This window comes from Xenorhabdus entomophaga (assembly GCF_037996725.1).
GTDB classification, from domain to species: domain Bacteria; phylum Pseudomonadota; class Gammaproteobacteria; order Enterobacterales; family Enterobacteriaceae; genus Xenorhabdus; species Xenorhabdus khoisanae.
Genome location: NZ_JBBMXH010000041.1, coordinates 17,426 through 34,862, shown reverse-complemented (window position 1 = coordinate 34,862; position 17,437 = coordinate 17,426). Strand labels below are relative to the sequence as shown.

Sequence of the window (17,437 nt, the reverse complement as noted above, 5' to 3'; positions counted from 1 at the left end):
AATTGAAACCGTGATTGGTCAATTCGCCGGGCAATTTTCTCTCGAGAAGTGCTGGGCACGGGATTTGTGGCATTTGAGTAATCGAATAGCCAGAAAACTGCTTTCTCATACATTGGGCATTTTTGCCAATTTTAAACAAGGTAAAAGTCAACGCGACTGGCTTCAACAAGCCAACGTCATAGGATGTTAAAGTCGAGCATCGCGTTAATTTTACATTATTCTTGTTGTTCTAACTTGAAACCCTCCGGATCTATCCCCATCTGATTACCATCGTCCGATTTTACATATCTGAACTGGATTTAGATTGAGGTAATAAATGAACATGAAAGATCAGGAAACCCGTGGATTTCAGTCTGAAGTCAAACAACTGTTGCAGTTGATGATCCATTCTCTCTATTCCAACAAAGAAATTTTTCTCCGTGAATTGATTTCAAACGCATCTGATGCGGCAGACAAATTACGTTTCCGTACATTATCCACGCCTGAACTGTATGAAAACGATGGCGAATTGCGTGTGCGTCTGGCTGTTGATAAAGAGCAAAAAACCATCACCATCAGTGATAATGGTATCGGCATGTCCCGCGATGAAGTGATTGATAATCTGGGAACAATTGCAAAATCCGGTACTAAAGCATTTCTTGAATCCATCGGTTCTGATCAGGCAAAAGACAGCCAATTGATTGGTCAATTTGGTGTAGGTTTCTACTCTGCGTTCATCGTTGCGGATAAAGTAACTGTACGTACCCGTGCAGCGGGTGCGGCGGCTGAACAAGGTGTGTTCTGGGAATCAACGGGTGAAGGTGATTACACCGTTGCAGATGTTGAAAAAGCAGGACGTGGCACAGAAATCACCCTGCATTTGCGTGACGGGGAAAGTGAATTCCTTGATGACTGGCGTCTTCGTTCTATCATCGGTAAATATTCTGATCATATTGCCTTACCGGTTGAAATCGAAACACAAACTAAAAATGAAGAAGATGATTCGGTCACTGTTACATGGGAAAAAATCAACAAAGCCCAAGCCTTGTGGACCCGTGGTAAAGCAGAAATCAGTGATGAGGAATACCAGGAGTTTTATAAACACATTTCCCATGATTTTACCGATTCTCTGATCTGGAGTCATAACCGCGTTGAAGGTAAGCAGGAATATACCAGCCTGTTATATATTCCTTCCCAGGCACCGTGGGATATGTGGAACCGTGAGCATAAACATGGTTTGAAACTGTATGTACAGCGTGTATTCATCATGGATGAAGCTGATCAGTTCATGCCAAACTACCTGCGTTTTGTTCGTGGCCTGATTGATTCCAACGATCTACCGTTGAATGTTTCTCGTGAAATACTGCAAGACAGCACAATCACTCGCAACTTACGCAGTGCGTTGACCAAACGTGTATTGCAGATGCTGGATAAACTGGCAAAAGACGATGCAGAAAAATACCAGACTTTCTGGCAACAATTCGGCTTAGTGCTGAAAGAAGGGCCTGCCGAAGATGGATCAAATAAAGAAGCCATTGCCAAATTACTGCGTTTCGCGACGACTCACAATGATGACTCGGCACAAACCGTTTCTCTGGAAGAGTACATCGGTCGCATGGCAGAAGGGCAGGAGAAGATTTATTACATTACTGCGGATAGCTACGCTGCGGCGAAGAATAGCCCACATCTGGAGTTGTTCCGTAAGAAAGGTATTGAGGTTCTGCTGCTGTCTGACCGTATCGATGAATGGATGATGAGTTATCTGACTGAATTCGACAGTAAATCATTCCAATCTGTTAGCAAGGCTGATGAATCCCTTGACAAACTGGCGGATGAAAACAAGGCTGAGAAGGAAGAAGCAGATAAGAAATTGGAGCCATTCGTTGAGCGAGTGAAGACATTGTTGGGTGAGCGAGTGAAGGAAGTGAAGTTAACTCATCGCCTGACAGATACGCCAGCCATCGTAACAACCGATGCCAATGGAATGAGCACCCAAATGGCGAAGCTGTTTGCTGCTGCCGGTCAATCCATGCCAGAAGTAAGCTATAACTTTGAACTGAACCCAGAACACAACTTGGTTAAGAAAGCGGCTGACATTGAAGATGAGATGCAGTTCGCTGATTGGATAGAATTGCTGCTGGATCAAGCACTGTTTGCAGAACGTGGCACATTGGATGATCCAAACCAATTCATTCGTAGAATGAATCAATTATTATTAGCTGAAAAAGCTTAATCTCGTCGAAATTATGATAAAAAGCCACGCTTCAGCGGAAAATGGAGCGTGGTTTATTTTTTTATAACGCGAAAACGTTTACCTGTTTCCTTGAGCCATGCCCTATTCAAATGTTATGGTGGTACGTTTTCTTTAAAAAATACGAAAAGCAAATAGCAAGGGGATTTACGCAATGCGTATTATTCTGCTGGGCGCACCAGGCGCCGGTAAGGGAACTCAGGCGCAATTTATCATGGAGAAATATGGGGTCCCTCAGATTTCGACAGGTGATATGCTGCGTGCCGCAGTTAAAGCTGGCACAGAGTTGGGTTTGAAAGCAAAAGAATTGATGGATAATGGCAAGCTGGTCACTGATGAACTGGTTATTGCCCTGGTTGAAGAGCGCATCAAACAAGATGACTGCCGTAATGGCTTCTTGTTGGATGGGTTCCCACGTACCATTCCACAAGCTGATGCCATGAAAGAAGCGGGTATCAAGATTGATTCTGTTCTGGAATTTGATGTTCCTGACGAAATCATTGTTGAACGTATTATTGGTCGTCGTGTACACGCACCATCGGGCCGTGTTTACCATATCAGATTCAACCCACCAAAAGTGGAAAACAAAGATGACGTTACTGGTGAAGAGCTGACCATTCGTAAAGATGATCAGGAAGACACTGTCCGCAAACGTCTGGTTGAATACCATGCGCAAACTGCACCTCTGGTTTCTTACTACCAAAAAGAAGCACAGGCAGGTAACACAGAATATTTTAAACTTGATGGTACTCGTCAGGTATCTGAAGTCAGCACAGAATTGGCTAAAATTCTGGGCGAATGATTTAGTGTATTCTTGAATTGTTGGAACAGGCGGTATTTATGCCGCCTGACTTTTTTGCACTCTACCGCACTCTATGAGAAATTCACTCCATGAAATGTTATATGTGACTATAACTCATGTTTTATACTGGATTGTCAGTCAATTAAATGGGGTACTGGGGAATGAGTAGCAAGAAGTATGGTGTTTTATTGGTCAATCTTGGTACGCCGGACGCTCCAACGCCAACAGCGATAAAGCGTTATCTGGCTCAGTTCCTGAGTGACAGAAGGGTGGTTGATATTCCCCCACTAATTTGGAAGCCGATACTGTACGGGTTTATTCTTCCTTTCCGTTCTTCTCGTGTTGCCAAACTTTACCAAGAAATTTGGATGGAAGAGGGTTCTCCTCTGCTGGTTTATGGACGTCGCCAGCAGAAATTGCTGAGTGAAAAATTGGCGAATATTCCCGTTGTTTTAGGAATGACTTACGGCTCACCTTCTTTGTCTCAGGCAGTAGATAGTTTGTTGCAACAAAATATTGATGATTTAATTATACTGCCGCTTTACCCTCAATATTCCAGCACAACATCGGCAGCGGTATTTGATAGCATTAGTAAAATATTGAAGGGATATCGTACCATTCCTACACTGCATTTTATCCGTAGCTATGCGTCACATCCTGCTTATATTGCAGCGCTAAAGGAATCCATTACACAGAGCTTTACAAAGCATGGTCAGCCTGATCGTCTAATCCTTTCTTATCATGGTATTCCCGAGCGCCTGGCAACAATGGGAGATGTTTATCCGCAGGATTGCAAAGCGACGACTCAACTCTTAGCTCAAACATTGGACTATCCGGCAGATAAAATCATGATGACGTATCAATCTCGTTTTGGTCGCTTACCGTGGTTATCACCCTATACAGACAAAACAATGGCATCATTGCCAGAACAAGGCGTGGAGCATGTTCAGGTGATATGTCCGGGATTTTCAGCCGATTGTTTGGAAACATTGGAAGAAATTAAGCAACAGAATAAAACTATCTTTTTGAATGCGGGAGGGAAAAAGTTTGAATATATCTCCGCACTTAATGATAATGAGTGCCATATTTCATTGTTCGAAAATTTGGTAAATAATATCATTCAATAAATTGCAATTGCTTGTTATAGGGGAATAACTCACAGGGTGAGTGTCAAGCATTGTTGATTGTATAATTTTTAAGGATACTGTTTTTAATCAATGAGTACTGTGAGCAAGAGAGCAAGCTTGCGTATCATCAATGAAAAGCAAAACTATTTGGATTGGATATATAGATAATGAGTAATAAACCTATTAAACACCCCGATTTTTATGAAGAGCATTCAAATTATTACCATCCTGCGCAGGAAGATGAAATCGATTTGTTTGAGCTATTCTCCGTACTCTTCCAATCAAAATATTTGATAATTGCAGTTTCGTTTGTTTTTGCAGTTGTTGGTTTTGGTGTTGCATCATCTTTGCCACAGAAATGGACCAGTACCGCTGCGGTGGTTAAACCGGGGTTGGAAGAATTTCAGCCATTAAAAAACGCATTGACAGGGTTGCACGTTCTGAACCTTGAGCCGAAAGTGACAGAAGAATCCCTATATCAGCGTTTTATTGAAAACTATAACTCACGTGTATTGCGGGAGGAGTATTTGGTCAATACCGATTACTTTAAGACCTTGCTTGTCAGGAATGATGATATTTCTGAGCAGGAAAAAAGAAAGCTAATCGAGAAAATTGTCAATAAAAACATCTCTGCATCATCGCCTAAGAAAGATGATGAAGATAATGAATCCACACTTTCTTTCAGTGCAGATAACTCGAAGGATTCTTACAATCTGTTGACGGGCTATATCAGATTTGTCTCTTCGGTTGTTCGTGATCAAATAAAAGATGAACTCACTGACATGGTTCATCAGAAACTGGAATATTCGCAGAAACTTTATGCTATCGATTTGGAACGTATTGCCAATATGCGTAGTGTAAATATTGAGCGATTGAAATATGCGATTTCTATTGCTGACTCGGCAGGTGTTAAGAAACCTGTATCGAATGGTGGGGCAATGATCAAGGATGACCCGGATTATTCGATTGCACTGGGCTCAGATGCTTTGCAACGTAAACTGCAAATTACTGAAGAAATTATCGATCCAACAAAAATTGATGCTGATTTGCTTAACCGCCAGCTATATATCAAAAATCTGGAAAAAATAAATGTCAATACGGTTGATTTTGAACCATTCAAATTTATGCAGGAACCTTATGAACCGACGTCAAAAGACTCACCTAAGCGTTTATTGATCCTGATTGGTGCGGGTTTTATAGGGTTTATTCTTTCTGTTATGTTTGTTTTGCTGCGTCATATGGTACGTAGCCGCCAGAAACAAACAGCTTAACATGATAATTTATCCAATAGATTTCAGGTTGCAGCACAGCCAATAAAGCAGTTGCTTGAAAGCTAAATCATATCGCTAATATCCGGCAGCCAATGTTGCAATAACATTGGCTGTCTGTGTTTTTGTCATGCTGTTTTTTGTTCTGTCCCAGTATTGTGTCACACCATATTGTGCTAATATGCCGCATATTTTGGCTCTATAACAGCAATTAATTATGAAATTCCCTGGTAAACGTAAATCTAAACATTACTTTCCTGTCAGCTTAAGAGATCCTCTTCTCCAGCCCATCAAAGAAATGATGGACACTGAAAATAACCGAGCCTATATCGTCGGCATTGACCAAACACTGGTGGATATTGAAGCTAAGGTTGATGAGAGTTTTATCCAACGTTACAACCTGAGCCAGGGGCATTCGTTAGTTATTGAAGATCATGTTGCTGAGGCTCTCTATAGGGAACTGGCAGATAATAATCTAATCAGCCATGAATTTGCGGGTGGCACTATTGGCAACACCTTGCATAATTTTTCCGTTTTAGCCGACGACAAATCGGTATTGCTCGGTACTATGTGCAATAACATCCAGATAGGAAGTTATGCGTATTGCTATCTTTGCAATACATCCAGTCGTATGAATTTGAACCACTTACAGGGTGTTGATGGCCCAATTGGTCGTTGCTTTACTTTAGTGACAGAAAATGGTGAAAGAACCTTTGCTATCAGTCCGGGTTTGATGAACCAGCTTCGTCCAGAAAGCATTCCAGAACATATTATTGCGGAAGCATCAGCATTAGTGATTACCGCGTATCTGGTACGTTGCAAACCGGGTGAACCTATGCCGGAAGCAACGATGAAAGCCATTGAATATGCCAAAAAACATAATGTACCGGTTGTGCTGACATTGGGAACAAAATACGTCATTGCTGATGATCCTCAATGGTGGCGTGATTTTCTGGCTGAAAATGTTTCAGTGGTAGCAATGAATGAAGATGAAGCTCATGAGCTGACAGGCTTCAGTGATCCTTTACTGGCGGCAGATAAGGCGCTTGATTGGGTCGATTTGGTGTTGTGCACGGCTGGGCCAGCTGGGTTATATATGGCGGGTTATACTGAAGAAGAAAATAAGCGCCAAACATCCCATCCTTTATTACCTGGCGCAATTGCGGAATTTAACCGTTATGAATTCAGCCGCGCAATGCGCAAGGTGGATTGTCAGAATCCAATGCGAGTCTATTCCCATATTGAACCTTATATGGGCGGCCCTGAAAAAATCATGAATACCAATGGGGCAGGTGATGGTGCATTATCCGCATTGCTGCATGATATCACGGCCAACAGCTATCATCGCATGAACGTGCCTAATTCTAGCAAACATATGCGTTCTTATTTAACCTACTCTTCTTTAGCTCAAGTGTGTAAGTACGCGAATAGGGTAAGCTATCAGGTATTGAGCCAACATGCTCCACGCCTGACTCGAGGATTGCCGGAAAAAGAAGATAGTTTGGAAGAATCTTACTGGGAACGTTAATATACTGGAAACTGGGAATATCCCCTTGATTATGGGGATATTCCTTGAACAGCAAATTATGTTGTTGATGGTGGGGCTGCTGGTGAAAGTGATGATGGTGGCCCTATCGGACAACCTTCTTCATATTCAGGAAGTACATCAGCCATTGCCCTTGCTATTTCGTGCTCACCAATAATGATCTGGTTAGTACCACGCTCCGTAATATAAGCAACTTCATCATCATAATGGGCGCGTACGATGATACTGATATCTGGTCTAATTTCTCTGGCATTCGCAACAATTTCACCGGCTTCGTAGCCATTAGGGATTGTCAGGAATAACGTACAGGCGCAATCGAGCCTTGCCAGAGCCATAATATCTTTATTGGCTGCATTACCCATCACGGCACTAATACCCATTTCTCCCAATTCTTCAAACCGAGCGCGTGTATCTTCAATGACCACCACAGGAAAGTTTCTTTCTTGTAAATGCTGGCAGAGCAGATGCCCGACCCGACCATAGCCCACTATAATGGCGTGTCCGCAGATATCAACGGAGATCTGGGTTTCTTCTTCCAGCGTTTCTTCGAGTAATTGTTCTTCAATCGTCTCTGTTTTTTCCAAATAGCGATCCAGCAAACTGAACAAAACAGGATTCAGCATGATGGAAATGATGGCACCAGCCAGTACAAGATTACGCGCTTCTCCATCTAAAAATCCATGTATGACACCAAGACCTGCCAGAATAAAGGCGAACTCCCCAATTTGGGCGAGGCTGGCAGAAATAGTCAGGGCCGTACGTCGTGTATGACCAAACATTCTGACTAACAACATAGCTGCCAATGACTTGCCAATGATAATAATGGCAAGTGTGCCTAAAATAGCGAGAGGCTGTTGGAGCAGAACCATTGGATCAAACAGCATGCCAACGGAAACGAAGAAAAGAACCGCGAACGCATCCCTTAGCGGTAAAGTATCCTGTGCTGCTCGATGGCTCAATTCTGACTCATTCAGTACCATGCCGGCAAAGAATGCCCCGAGAGCAAATGAAGCATCGAATAGTGTTACGGCACCGTAAGCAACACCCAGTGCAATCACAAGTACCGCCAGCGTAAATAACTCACGGGAACCTGTGCTGGCTGTTTTCGCCAGTAGCCAAGGTATCACTCTTCTTCCAACAAAGATCATTAATAAAATAAAGGCAACAACTTTACCAATTGTAATAGCCAGCTTAAGCAGAAGCTGACCAATATTGGCATCCTGATTACTCAGAAGGCCAGCGATTGCGGGGAGCAATACCAGCGCCAATACCATCGCCAGATCTTCTACAATCAGCCAGCCAATGGCAATTTGCCCTCTTTGGCTATCAACAAGCTGCCGTTCTTCTAGTGCCCTGAGTAATACTACTGTGCTGGCTGTAGACAAACAGAGGCCAAAGACAATACCGCTGGATAGACTCCATCCGAGTAATGCTGATAACCCTGTTCCCAATAAGGTCGCAACGGCAATCTGAGCGATGGCTCCAGGAATGGCAATTGATTTGACGGCTAACAAATCCTTGAGTGAAAAATGCAGACCGACACCAAACATCAGTAAGATCACGCCAATTTCTGAAAGTTCTGGAGCCAGAGAAGTATCGGCAACAAAGCCGGGTGTAAAAGGCCCCGCGAGTACACCTGCTATAAGATACCCTACCAGCGGTGAGATTTTTAGGCGCTGTGCAAGCATGCCAAGCAGATAGGCGAGAACGAAACCACCAACAATGGTCGTGATAAGAGGTGTCGAATGCTCCATCAAGTCTCCTTCTGGTGTAGAGAATATTAAATTGTGTGGTTGGGTAAGGTAATAAATATATTTTATAAGTATTTAAAGATAAATTTGCTAAAAAATATACTGAGTGGTAAAAACAAGGGTAATCTGGATAAATCCTATTTTAATGTAATTTTACGTGGTTTTTTTCATTATTTACGCTTGTTTACAAAAGGGAGATAATGTAATAATCATTATCTCTACCTTATGATTTTTCAGTATTTTTTATGATTTCTTTTCTATATTAGGCAGGAAAATTGTGAATATACCAAGAAGTGGTAGGAAAGCACAAATTTTATAAACCAATTCTATATTGGTTTTATCTGCAACATAGCCAAGAATTGCTGCTCCAATTCCCCCCATACCAAATGCCAAGCCAAAGAACAACCCTGCTATCATGCCTGTTTTGCCGGGAATGAGCTCTTGGGCATAAACCAAAATAGCAGAAAAGGCAGATGCCAGGATTATGCCAATTATGACCGTCAGTATGCCTGTCCAGAATAAGGAAGCATAAGGTAATATCAAGGTAAAAGGCGCAACACCGAGAATGGAACCCCATATAACATATTTTCGACCTATTTTATCTCCGATAGGGCCGCCAATCATGGTGCCTGCTGCGACAGAAAATAAAAAAACAAACAGATGGATTTGGGCATTTTGTATTGATACACCAAATTTTTGGATCAAGTAAAAAGTGTAGTAGCTGCTGATACTGGTGAGATAAAAATACTTTGAGAAAATCAGTATGAGAAGAATAGCAAAAGAACGTATAACGGTTTTTCTGGATAAAGTTGGCAGAGAGACATTGCGTAAGGATTGGGGAAGGACGGTTCTGTGCTGCATTTTATACCATTGACTGACTTGCAATAAGATCACGATTGCAAGCAGTGCTGCCAGCGAGAACCAACCGACATTGCCTTTGCCGTAAGGCGCAATGAAAAGAGCTGCCAGCAGAGGGCCAAGAGAGCTTCCCAGATTTCCCCCTACTTGAAATAAGGACTGAGCCAGCCCATGGCGTCCGCCGGATGCCATTCTTGCGACTCGTGAAGACTCTGGATGAAAAACTGATGAGCCGGTACCAACGAGTGCAGCAGCCACTAATATAACAGGGAAACTTTCTGCATAAGCCAGTAGGAGCAGCCCCGATAAGGTAAATCCCATACCGACAGGCAGTGAATAAGGCTGCGGATGCTTATCTGTATAGAGTCCGATGAGAGGTTGCAATAGGGATGCTGTTATCTGATAGGTCAGTGTTATCAACCCGACCTGAATGAAACTCAGAGTAAATTCAGATTGCAGCAGCGGATAAATTGCCAGAATCAGCGATTGAATCATATCATTCAGTAGGTGAGATAAGCTGATCGCTCCGAGCACTGAGAAAACCGTCTTGCGTGTTTTTGTTGACGAGGTTGGCAAAGGTTTTGTGTTGCTTTGTTCACTCATGTTTATTCGCTTATTTATGTAGCCCGTAGGGGGATGTCAGGTGATTAATGTGAATTTTGTTTGGTGCTTACACCATAGTATCTCTTAGTCTGCTAACAAAAATTTTATTTATATTGATATAATTTGATAGCTATCTCAAAAAGGTGAAAGAAGGCATTATTTAATGACACAAGTATGTAATCCTGATCAGAAAAATGCGGTATAGCGCTGCATGCCATCATTTGTATCCCATTTGGGGATAGTGTGTAAAATTCATATCATTAACCACAATCGTATAACTAATAACACTTAAAGAACATGGAGATACCCATGAAATTTTCGTTTAAAGCGTCAGTATGTGCTCTTGCCGTTTCCTTGTCGTTGACGCCGCTAATCGCCACTGCTTGGGAGCAAGATAAAACTTACGATATTACTATCCTGCATACTAACGATCATCATGGTCACTTTTGGCATAACGATCATGGTGAGTATGGTCTGGCAGCACAAAAAACAGTAGTAGATTCCATCCGTCAGGAAGTTGCTAAGAAGGGAGGCAGCGTATTGCTGTTGTCTGGTGGTGACATTAACACAGGTGTACCGGAATCAGATATGCAAGATGCTGAGCCAGATTTTAAGGGGATGAATTTGGTAGGTTATGACGCAATGGCATTGGGGAATCATGAGTTTGATAAGCCTTTAAATGTATTGCACCAACAGCAAAAGTGGGCGAATTTTCCATTCTTATCTGCCAATATTTACCAAACCAGCACAGGTAAACGTTTATTTAAGCCATATGTCATGTTTGATAAACAAGGCGTGAAAATCGCAGTGCTTGGTCTGACAACGGATGATACGGCGAAAGTAGGTAATCCTGCGAATTTTCCGGATGTTGAATTCCGTGTTCCCGCAGCAGAAGCCAAAAAAGTTATTGAAGAGCTGAAAAAGAACGAAAAACCGGATGTTATCATTGCAGCGACCCATATGGGTCATTATAACGATGGTCACCATGGCACCAATGCTCCGGGAGATGTTGAAATGGCACGTAGTTTACCGACGGGCTATTTAGATATGATAGTGGGTGGTCACTCACAAGATCCAGTCTGCATGTCTTCAGAGAATAAAAACTATAAACAAGTGAATTATGTGCCGGGAACGCCGTGTTCGCCAGATCGTCAAAACGGCACATGGATTGTTCAAGCCCATGAATGGGGAAAATACGTTGGTCGTGCTGATTTTCAATTCCGTAATGGTGAACTCAAGCTGGTTCATTATCAATTGATTCCCATTAACTTAAAGAAAAAAGTAACAAAAGAAGATGGCAGCACGGAACGTGTTTACTATACACATGAGATTCAGCAAAGCCCTGAGATGCTTAACCTGTTGACACCTTATCAAAGCAAAGGGGGTCAGGTACTTAATGTTAAAATTGGTTCGGTAGATGACAAACTAGAAGGTGATCGTAGTAAAGTTCGTTTCGTGCAAACTAATATGGCACATCTTGTGCTGGCAGCTCAAATGGAGCGGACAAACGCTGATTTTGCTGTGATGAGTGGTGGTGGTATTCGTGATTCTATTGAATCAGGAGATATCACTTATAAAGACGTTCTGAAAGTTCATCCATTTGCTAATCAACTGGTTTATGTGGATTTTAAAGGCAGCGAGGTTTTGTCATATTTGACAGCCGTTGCGAATATGGAAAAGGATTCCGGTGCTTATGGGCAATTCTATAATGTGAGCTTCGTGATTGAAGGTAAGAATATCAGTGATGTGAAAATTGGCGGTAAGCCATTAGATCCAAATAAAACTTATCGGATGGCGACCTTGAATTTCAACGCGATTGGAGGTGATGGTTATCCACGCATTGATAATTTGCCGGGTTACGTTGATACAGGATTTGTCGATGCTGAAGTGTTGAAAGGTTATATTGAAAAACACTCCCCATTGAAGGCCTCTGATTATGATCCGAAAAGTGAAGTTTCGTATAAAAAATAATAACTGATTAATTGATTATAGTTAATTAATCGCATAAAAAGACCATCTGAAAAACAGATGGTCTTTGACTTACTATCAGTAAGGATAGCTATGCATAATCTAAATAGGGATGGTTGAAACTGAATAATAATCTAATTACTAAATAGCATGGTAATTAATGCATTGTTATCTCCTTTTGTTGGTAATTTTTTAAGTCCATTTTTCTCATATAAAGCAATAAGTTTAGATTTGTTCTGGCATTCTAGAATAGTCACTCTTCCTCCTATTAATTCTTGTGCTTTTTCAATGGTGATATTAATGTGAAATAAAATATCCTTAAGTTTTATTGGGTTTTTGCTTAATGAGTGGTTTTTGGCTATTTGGCCAATTAAGTAAACCTTTAATGACGCTGCATTTTTACTGATTCCATTTAATTTTTTTATTTTCGTCTTTGAAATAGCAAGATTTTTTGTTGATATCTCCTTGAATGTTAATGAAAAATAAGCCAGGATAAACCCTTCTACATCTAAAATTAAGTAGGTTCTTGTGGCATCTGCTTGTTCAAATCTAATTGCTTTTAAATGTAAAAATGATTCTACATCACGGTTTGATGGGCAGGAAAAAGAGAGTAAATACTCTTTTGTTCTGTCATCACCAAAAACTGATAATATTTTTCCTATAGTGAGAATTTTTTCTTTAATATTTCTATCGCCTCTTTTTGTTGCGCCTCAAAATCTATTTCTTCAAAATGCTTTTCTCTTGGTTTTCTATTAGCTCTCCTTAGCATTTTAATTGCTTTGGGATCAGTAATGACAATTTGACGGAAAAATGATGAGGTAGCCATTTTATTCCTCTTTTATTTAGATTAACTAAGTTACTTGAAATAGTAATTAATGTTTTTTTCTCTGTAAGGAAAGTATATCGGTATTGCCATATAGCACAAGACTCTGTTTTAAAGAAAACAGAGCCAGCTCGAAAAATTTCAATAAGGATTGAAACTTATTTTCAATGTTTAGCGATATCAGCAAATGAACAATTAAGTAGTTGGCATAAGTCAGTGGGTGATAATTCAATATCTAATCCACGCTTGCCACCGGAAATAAACAGAGTTGATAAAGTTTGTGCCTGAATGTCAATAACAGTCGGTAGGCGCTTTTTCTGCCCCAGTGGGCTAATGCCGCCAACGAGGTAACCTGTAATTTTTTGTGCCAGCAGAGGATCGGCCATATCTGCTTTCTTGGCTTTAAAAACTTTGGCGATTTTTTTCAGATCGAGCTGCCCGGAAACAGGCGTAACGGCAACAGCAAGGTTTTTGGCATCGCCATTCAATGAGACCAATAGTGTCTTAAAAACCTGATTAGCATCTAAGCCGAGTTTTTTAACTACTTCATCACCGAAATTATGTTCATTGGCATCATGTTCATAAGGATGAAGTTTGAAATTGATTTTTTGCTTTTCCAGCAAAACAACAGCGGGAGTCATGTTTTTTTCCTGTAACTATTTATCTACGGAAATGAGGTAGGTGAATACGTTGTTATTCCTGCGGTTTTAACAGCATTTGCTGTAAGTTATTCTCGCCGTGAAGATGTAAGGCTCCTACAGCAACCAGATATTTTCCTTCTGGTAAGCGATGTAATTGCTCACTCCATTGATGGTTGCGTTCAATCATTAGACTTTGATAAATCTCTTCACAGAATGTCATCGGCAGTATCTGATCTTGTTGCTCAGGTTTATAATTCATCCACCAGCTAATCATAGTCTGCAAAGCACGGGCATTAGTATGCCAATGGATAATGGTATCTTCCAACAGAGAAAGGCCGCCATTTGGCAGACTGGTGAGTAGATTAACCTGCGTATCCGTTCCTTCCAATTCGATAATAGGTTTATTGATGGCTTTTGCACTGTTCAGCAATTGGTAATCAATGCCGTATTGAGGACGTAATCCTAAATATTGGGCTTGAGCGGCTTGTAATATTAATGCGATTTGCCATGACGGTAATGAATCAAGAAGGGCTACAGGATGCTGGATCTCCCGGCAGTAGTGCTGTAAGCGCTCAAAGTGTTCGGAGGATAAACGCTGTGACAGGGCAACTTGCTCAGGAAACTGTTCCTTGAAAGGAGAGTCAGCCTGTGTGATATCAGCTTCGACAATCAGAGCATCAGATTGCTCTAGTTGGTCGAGCAGCACTTCCGAAAGTGGGAACATATTCTCTGTTCCCATATGAATACTGCCAACAACATGTAATTGTATGTTTTTACTAAGATTAATGTCAAAAGCAGGATAGGGGTAATGCCGTTGAGAATTCAGCCCTAATATTTTGTTGAAATATTTCATTAATTTTCCCACTTTGCATACTCCAATGGTTGGCATTGAAGGGTATGCTAACCCGTTAAGAGTTAACAGGAAAGGGGGAAAAGTGCGGGATGAAAAGCCAAACCAAATATGTTTAGCTTTTCATCGGTTAGAGAAAACTTTCTGAATGTTATTTTAGGATTTTGTCTTGAAGCGCAATAATCGATTGGCATTACTCACGACAGTAATTGAAGATAGTGCCATTGCCGCACCAGCAACGACAGGATTCAGTAATGTGCCTGTGAAAGGATATAAGATACCTGCTGCAATTGGGATGCCTAATGTATTGTAGACAAAGGCTCCAAACAGGTTCTGTTTCATATTACGCAATGTTCCTCTGGATAATTCAACCGCATCAGCAACACCGTGCAGGCTATGGCGCATAAGAGTAATCGATGCCGTTTCAATGGCAATATCACTGCCACCTCCCATGGCGATGCCGACATCTGCCTGTGCCAATGCGGGAGCATCATTAATGCCATCACCGATCATGGCCACTTTTTTACCTTCTGCCTGGAGCGCTTGAATGGCTGCTGCTTTGCCATCAGGCAGGACACCGGCAATCACCTGATCAATCCCGGCCTCTTTCGCTATGGCACTGGCTGTCACTGGATTATCTCCTGTCAACATGACCAAACGATAGCCTTGATGGTGTAAACGTTGCAGGGCAGAAATAGTATCTTGACGCAAGGGATCCCGGATGGAAAACAGGGCCGCGACTTTCCCATTAACAGCCAGAATAACGGGAGTGATACCTTTTCCTGCCTGTGCGGCAATTAATGGCTTTAATTCTGCGGTTTCAACCTGATTCTGCTCAAGCAATTTTTGGTTACCCAATAACAGAGTGGTATCACCAATCTCTCCGCGTATTCCGAGTCCCGTTAATGTGCGGAACTGTTGTATTTCAGGTAACTTTTGTCCTTCAACTTTATCTAAAATGGCTTTTGCCAGAGGATGGTTTGAACCATTTTCCAAAGCACCAGCCCATACCAATACTTGTTCTTCGGTAAGGCCGTTAAAGGTATGGATCTCTGTCACCTGAGGCATGCCTTCCGTCAAGGTGCCGGTTTTATCGAAGACAATCGTATCCAATTGGCTGGCTTGTTGCAGTGCATCGGCATCACGCACCAGCACGCCTAACTCTGCTGCCCGTCCCACCCCAGAGATGATGGACATGGGGGTTGCCAGCCCAAGTGCGCAGGGGCAGGCGATAATCAGCACCGTCGTTATGATGACCAACGCGTACATAATTTGTGGCGCTGGGCCGATAAAGTACCAGATAGCGCCAGCAATCAGGGCGATGGCAACAACAACAGGCACAAATATTGATGATATTTTATCTGCCAGTTGGCCGATTTCTGGTTTACTGCTTTGTGCCTGACGCACTAATTTAATAATGCGTGACAGCGTGGTTTGGCTGCCGACTGCATTGGCTTTAAACAATACCGTTCCATCCTGAACAACGGTACCGGCATGTACAGCATCCCCGATGGATTTTTGTTGAGGAATGGGTTCTCCGGTCAGCATAGCTTCATCCAGCCAAACCGTACCCTGGATGATTTCACCATCGACAGGAACACGGTCTCCTGTTACCAGACGTAATGTCATATTAGGTTTAACATCAGCAAGTGGCAGTGTTTTTTCGCCCTCCGTAGTGACCACACGAGCTGTTGGAGGCGTTAAATCTAATAATCGTTCAAGTGCTTTGGAAGAACGTTGACGGGCCCGTTGTTCCAAGGCATGACCAAGGTTGATTAAACCAATGATCATGGCGCTGGCTTCATAATAAAGATGACGAGCTTGTGGAGGGAAGATCTCAGGCCACAAATTGACGCTTATTGAATAGAGCCATGCTGCGCCAGTACCGAGGGCCACCAATGTATCCATAGTTGCGCTGCCATTTTTCAGGCTTTGCCACGCATTGCGATAAAAATGCCCACCAGCAAAGACCATGACAGCAAGTGTCAATAGCCCAATAGACAGCCAAATAGTGTGGTTTGACGGTGTGAGCATCATATTATCACCCATCATGCCCCAAATCATGACAGGTATCCCAACGATTAAAGCAAAGGCTGACTGCCAGCGAAAACGGCGCATATTGGCTTGCGCAACTTGTTGCTGGCGTTCACGGCGTTCCGTTTCATCCTGAATGATTTCTGCGCCATAACCGGCTTTGATGACCGCTTCAACCAAGGCATTTGGTGAGGCATTGCCTGTGACCAATGCGCTTCTTTCCGCAAGATTGACTCTGGCGTGCTCTACACCATCAACGGATTGCAGTGCTTTTTGTACTTTGCTGACGCAACTGGCACAACTCATGCCATCCAGTAATAGCTGAACACTGTCATCATCAACAACGTTGATTTTGTTGTGCTCAATTGGCGCTGTTTCAATTGCACTTGTTTTTATTGGAGACGCTTTTACCGGAGATGCTTTTATTGAGGAGGAAAATATTGCCGCTGCCAAAGACTCCGGAGTTTGTGGAACAGATGTTGTCAGCGGCTCAGTTTTTGGGAAGGTTAATTCGGCCTGGTATCCGGCTTGTTTGACGGCATTAATTAAAATGCTGCTCTCTGCTTTACCGTAGATCTTTGCGGTTTGAGTATCGACTTCTGTAGCGATGACACCTTCGACAGCTTCTAATGCTTTTTGTGTTTTACCTGCACATCTCATGCAGCTTAAACCTGATAGCCGCAATTCAATATCAGGTTGCGTGGCAACAGAAGCGGCATAATCTTCGGCGATAATCGCTGCAATTAATACATCAGACGAAACATCGCCGATAACTTTGGCATAATTTAAACTCACATCGACCTGTTCAACACCAGCTATTTTTTCCAGTGCTTTTTTGACCGTACCAACACAATGCATGCAAGTTAAGCCTTGAAGTGCAAGAATGGTTGTTGTGGACATAACAATATCTCCTGATACAGAGTGGTATACTTATCA

Annotated in this window: 12 protein-coding genes and 1 pseudogene; 7 read left to right on the top strand and 6 right to left on the bottom strand. The window is 42.2% G+C overall.

Going from position 1 to position 17,437, the window contains the following annotated elements:
* From AAC854_RS10420 to AAC854_RS10395, 6 genes and pseudogenes are all read left to right on the top strand, one after another.
* Window positions 1-190: pseudogene (locus AAC854_RS10420) on the top strand (IS982 family transposase); the annotation flags it as partial.
* Between the two features lie 132 nt (window positions 191-322).
* Entirely contained in the window at window positions 323-2,212 is a 1,890-nt protein-coding gene (htpG, locus tag AAC854_RS10415; RefSeq protein WP_340617041.1) for a molecular chaperone HtpG, read from the top strand.
* Between the two features lie 172 nt (window positions 2,213-2,384).
* Window positions 2,385-3,032 carry an adenylate kinase gene (adk, locus tag AAC854_RS10410; protein WP_340617038.1) on the top strand — a complete coding sequence of 216 codons (648 nt, stop codon included), beginning with the start codon at window positions 2,385-2,387 and terminating at the stop codon, window positions 3,030-3,032.
* A 161-nt stretch (window positions 3,033-3,193) separates the two neighbouring features.
* Complete coding sequence (hemH, locus tag AAC854_RS10405; RefSeq protein ID WP_340617037.1) at window positions 3,194-4,159, top strand: ferrochelatase; 966 nt, start codon at window positions 3,194-3,196, stop codon at window positions 4,157-4,159.
* Between the two features lie 167 nt (window positions 4,160-4,326).
* A complete protein-coding gene (gene wzz(fepE) / locus AAC854_RS10400) occupies window positions 4,327-5,430 on the top strand; it encodes an LPS O-antigen length regulator Wzz(fepE) (protein WP_340617036.1) in 1,104 nt (367 codons plus the stop codon).
* Between the two features lie 214 nt (window positions 5,431-5,644).
* Window positions 5,645-6,955 carry an inosine/guanosine kinase gene (locus AAC854_RS10395; protein WP_340617035.1) on the top strand — a complete coding sequence of 437 codons (1,311 nt, stop codon included), beginning with the start codon at window positions 5,645-5,647 and terminating at the stop codon, window positions 6,953-6,955.
* A gap of 56 nt (window positions 6,956-7,011) precedes the next feature.
* Here AAC854_RS10395 and ybaL read toward each other — a convergent pair whose 3' ends face one another.
* Both ybaL and AAC854_RS10385 read right to left on the bottom strand, forming a co-directional pair.
* Window positions 7,012-8,727, bottom strand: coding sequence for a YbaL family putative K(+) efflux transporter (gene ybaL, locus AAC854_RS10390; RefSeq protein ID WP_340617034.1), 1,716 nt, complete (start codon window positions 8,725-8,727; stop codon window positions 7,012-7,014).
* A 240-nt stretch (window positions 8,728-8,967) separates the two neighbouring features.
* Window positions 8,968-10,185 (bottom strand): MFS transporter, encoded by a 1,218-nt coding sequence (locus tag AAC854_RS10385; protein ID WP_340617033.1) that lies wholly within the window; start codon window positions 10,183-10,185, stop codon window positions 8,968-8,970.
* Window positions 10,186-10,494: 309 nt separating this feature from the next.
* On the opposite strand from AAC854_RS10385, the gene ushA reads away from it, so the two are divergent.
* Window positions 10,495-12,156: a bifunctional UDP-sugar hydrolase/5'-nucleotidase UshA gene (ushA, locus tag AAC854_RS10380; protein ID WP_340617032.1), complete on the top strand. Its 1,662-nt coding sequence runs from the start codon at window positions 10,495-10,497 to the stop codon at window positions 12,154-12,156.
* Window positions 12,157-12,811: 655 nt separating this feature from the next.
* On the opposite strand, the gene AAC854_RS10375 is transcribed toward ushA, so the two are convergent.
* From AAC854_RS10375 to copA, 4 genes are all read right to left on the bottom strand, one after another.
* A complete protein-coding gene (locus tag AAC854_RS10375) occupies window positions 12,812-12,979 on the bottom strand; it encodes a hypothetical protein (protein WP_167336749.1) in 168 nt (55 codons plus the stop codon).
* A gap of 161 nt (window positions 12,980-13,140) precedes the next feature.
* Window positions 13,141-13,617, bottom strand: a complete 477-nt coding sequence (ybaK, locus tag AAC854_RS10370) for a Cys-tRNA(Pro)/Cys-tRNA(Cys) deacylase YbaK (protein WP_340617031.1) — start codon at window positions 13,615-13,617, stop codon at window positions 13,141-13,143.
* A 52-nt stretch (window positions 13,618-13,669) separates the two neighbouring features.
* Window positions 13,670-14,482 carry a TraB/GumN family protein gene (locus AAC854_RS10365; protein WP_340617030.1) on the bottom strand — a complete coding sequence of 271 codons (813 nt, stop codon included), beginning with the start codon at window positions 14,480-14,482 and terminating at the stop codon, window positions 13,670-13,672.
* A gap of 141 nt (window positions 14,483-14,623) precedes the next feature.
* The gene (gene copA / locus AAC854_RS10360) at window positions 14,624-17,401 is read right to left on the bottom strand and encodes a copper-exporting P-type ATPase CopA (RefSeq protein ID WP_340617029.1); all 2,778 of its coding nucleotides are present in this window, start codon (window positions 17,399-17,401) and stop codon (window positions 14,624-14,626) included.
* Window positions 17,402-17,437 lie beyond the last annotated feature (36 nt).

Coding starts and splice junctions, on each gene's coding strand:
- adk (WP_340617038.1), top strand. CDS start 2,385: ATGCGTATTATTCTGCTGGGCGCACCAGGCGCCGGTAAGGGAACTCAG.
- ushA (WP_340617032.1), top strand. CDS start 10,495: ATGAAATTTTCGTTTAAAGCGTCAGTATGTGCTCTTGCCGTTTCCTTG.
- htpG (WP_340617041.1), top strand. CDS start 323: ATGAAAGATCAGGAAACCCGTGGATTTCAGTCTGAAGTCAAACAACTG.
- copA (WP_340617029.1), bottom strand. CDS start 17,401: ATGTCCACAACAACCATTCTTGCACTTCAAGGCTTAACTTGCATGCAT.
- ybaK (WP_340617031.1), bottom strand. CDS start 13,617: ATGACTCCCGCTGTTGTTTTGCTGGAAAAGCAAAAAATCAATTTCAAA.
- AAC854_RS10395 (WP_340617035.1), top strand. CDS start 5,645: ATGAAATTCCCTGGTAAACGTAAATCTAAACATTACTTTCCTGTCAGC.
- AAC854_RS10385 (WP_340617033.1), bottom strand. CDS start 10,185: ATGAGTGAACAAAGCAACACAAAACCTTTGCCAACCTCGTCAACAAAA.
- AAC854_RS10375 (WP_167336749.1), bottom strand. CDS start 12,979: ATGGCTACCTCATCATTTTTCCGTCAAATTGTCATTACTGATCCCAAA.
- hemH (WP_340617037.1), top strand. CDS start 3,194: ATGAGTAGCAAGAAGTATGGTGTTTTATTGGTCAATCTTGGTACGCCG.
- ybaL (WP_340617034.1), bottom strand. CDS start 8,727: ATGGAGCATTCGACACCTCTTATCACGACCATTGTTGGTGGTTTCGTT.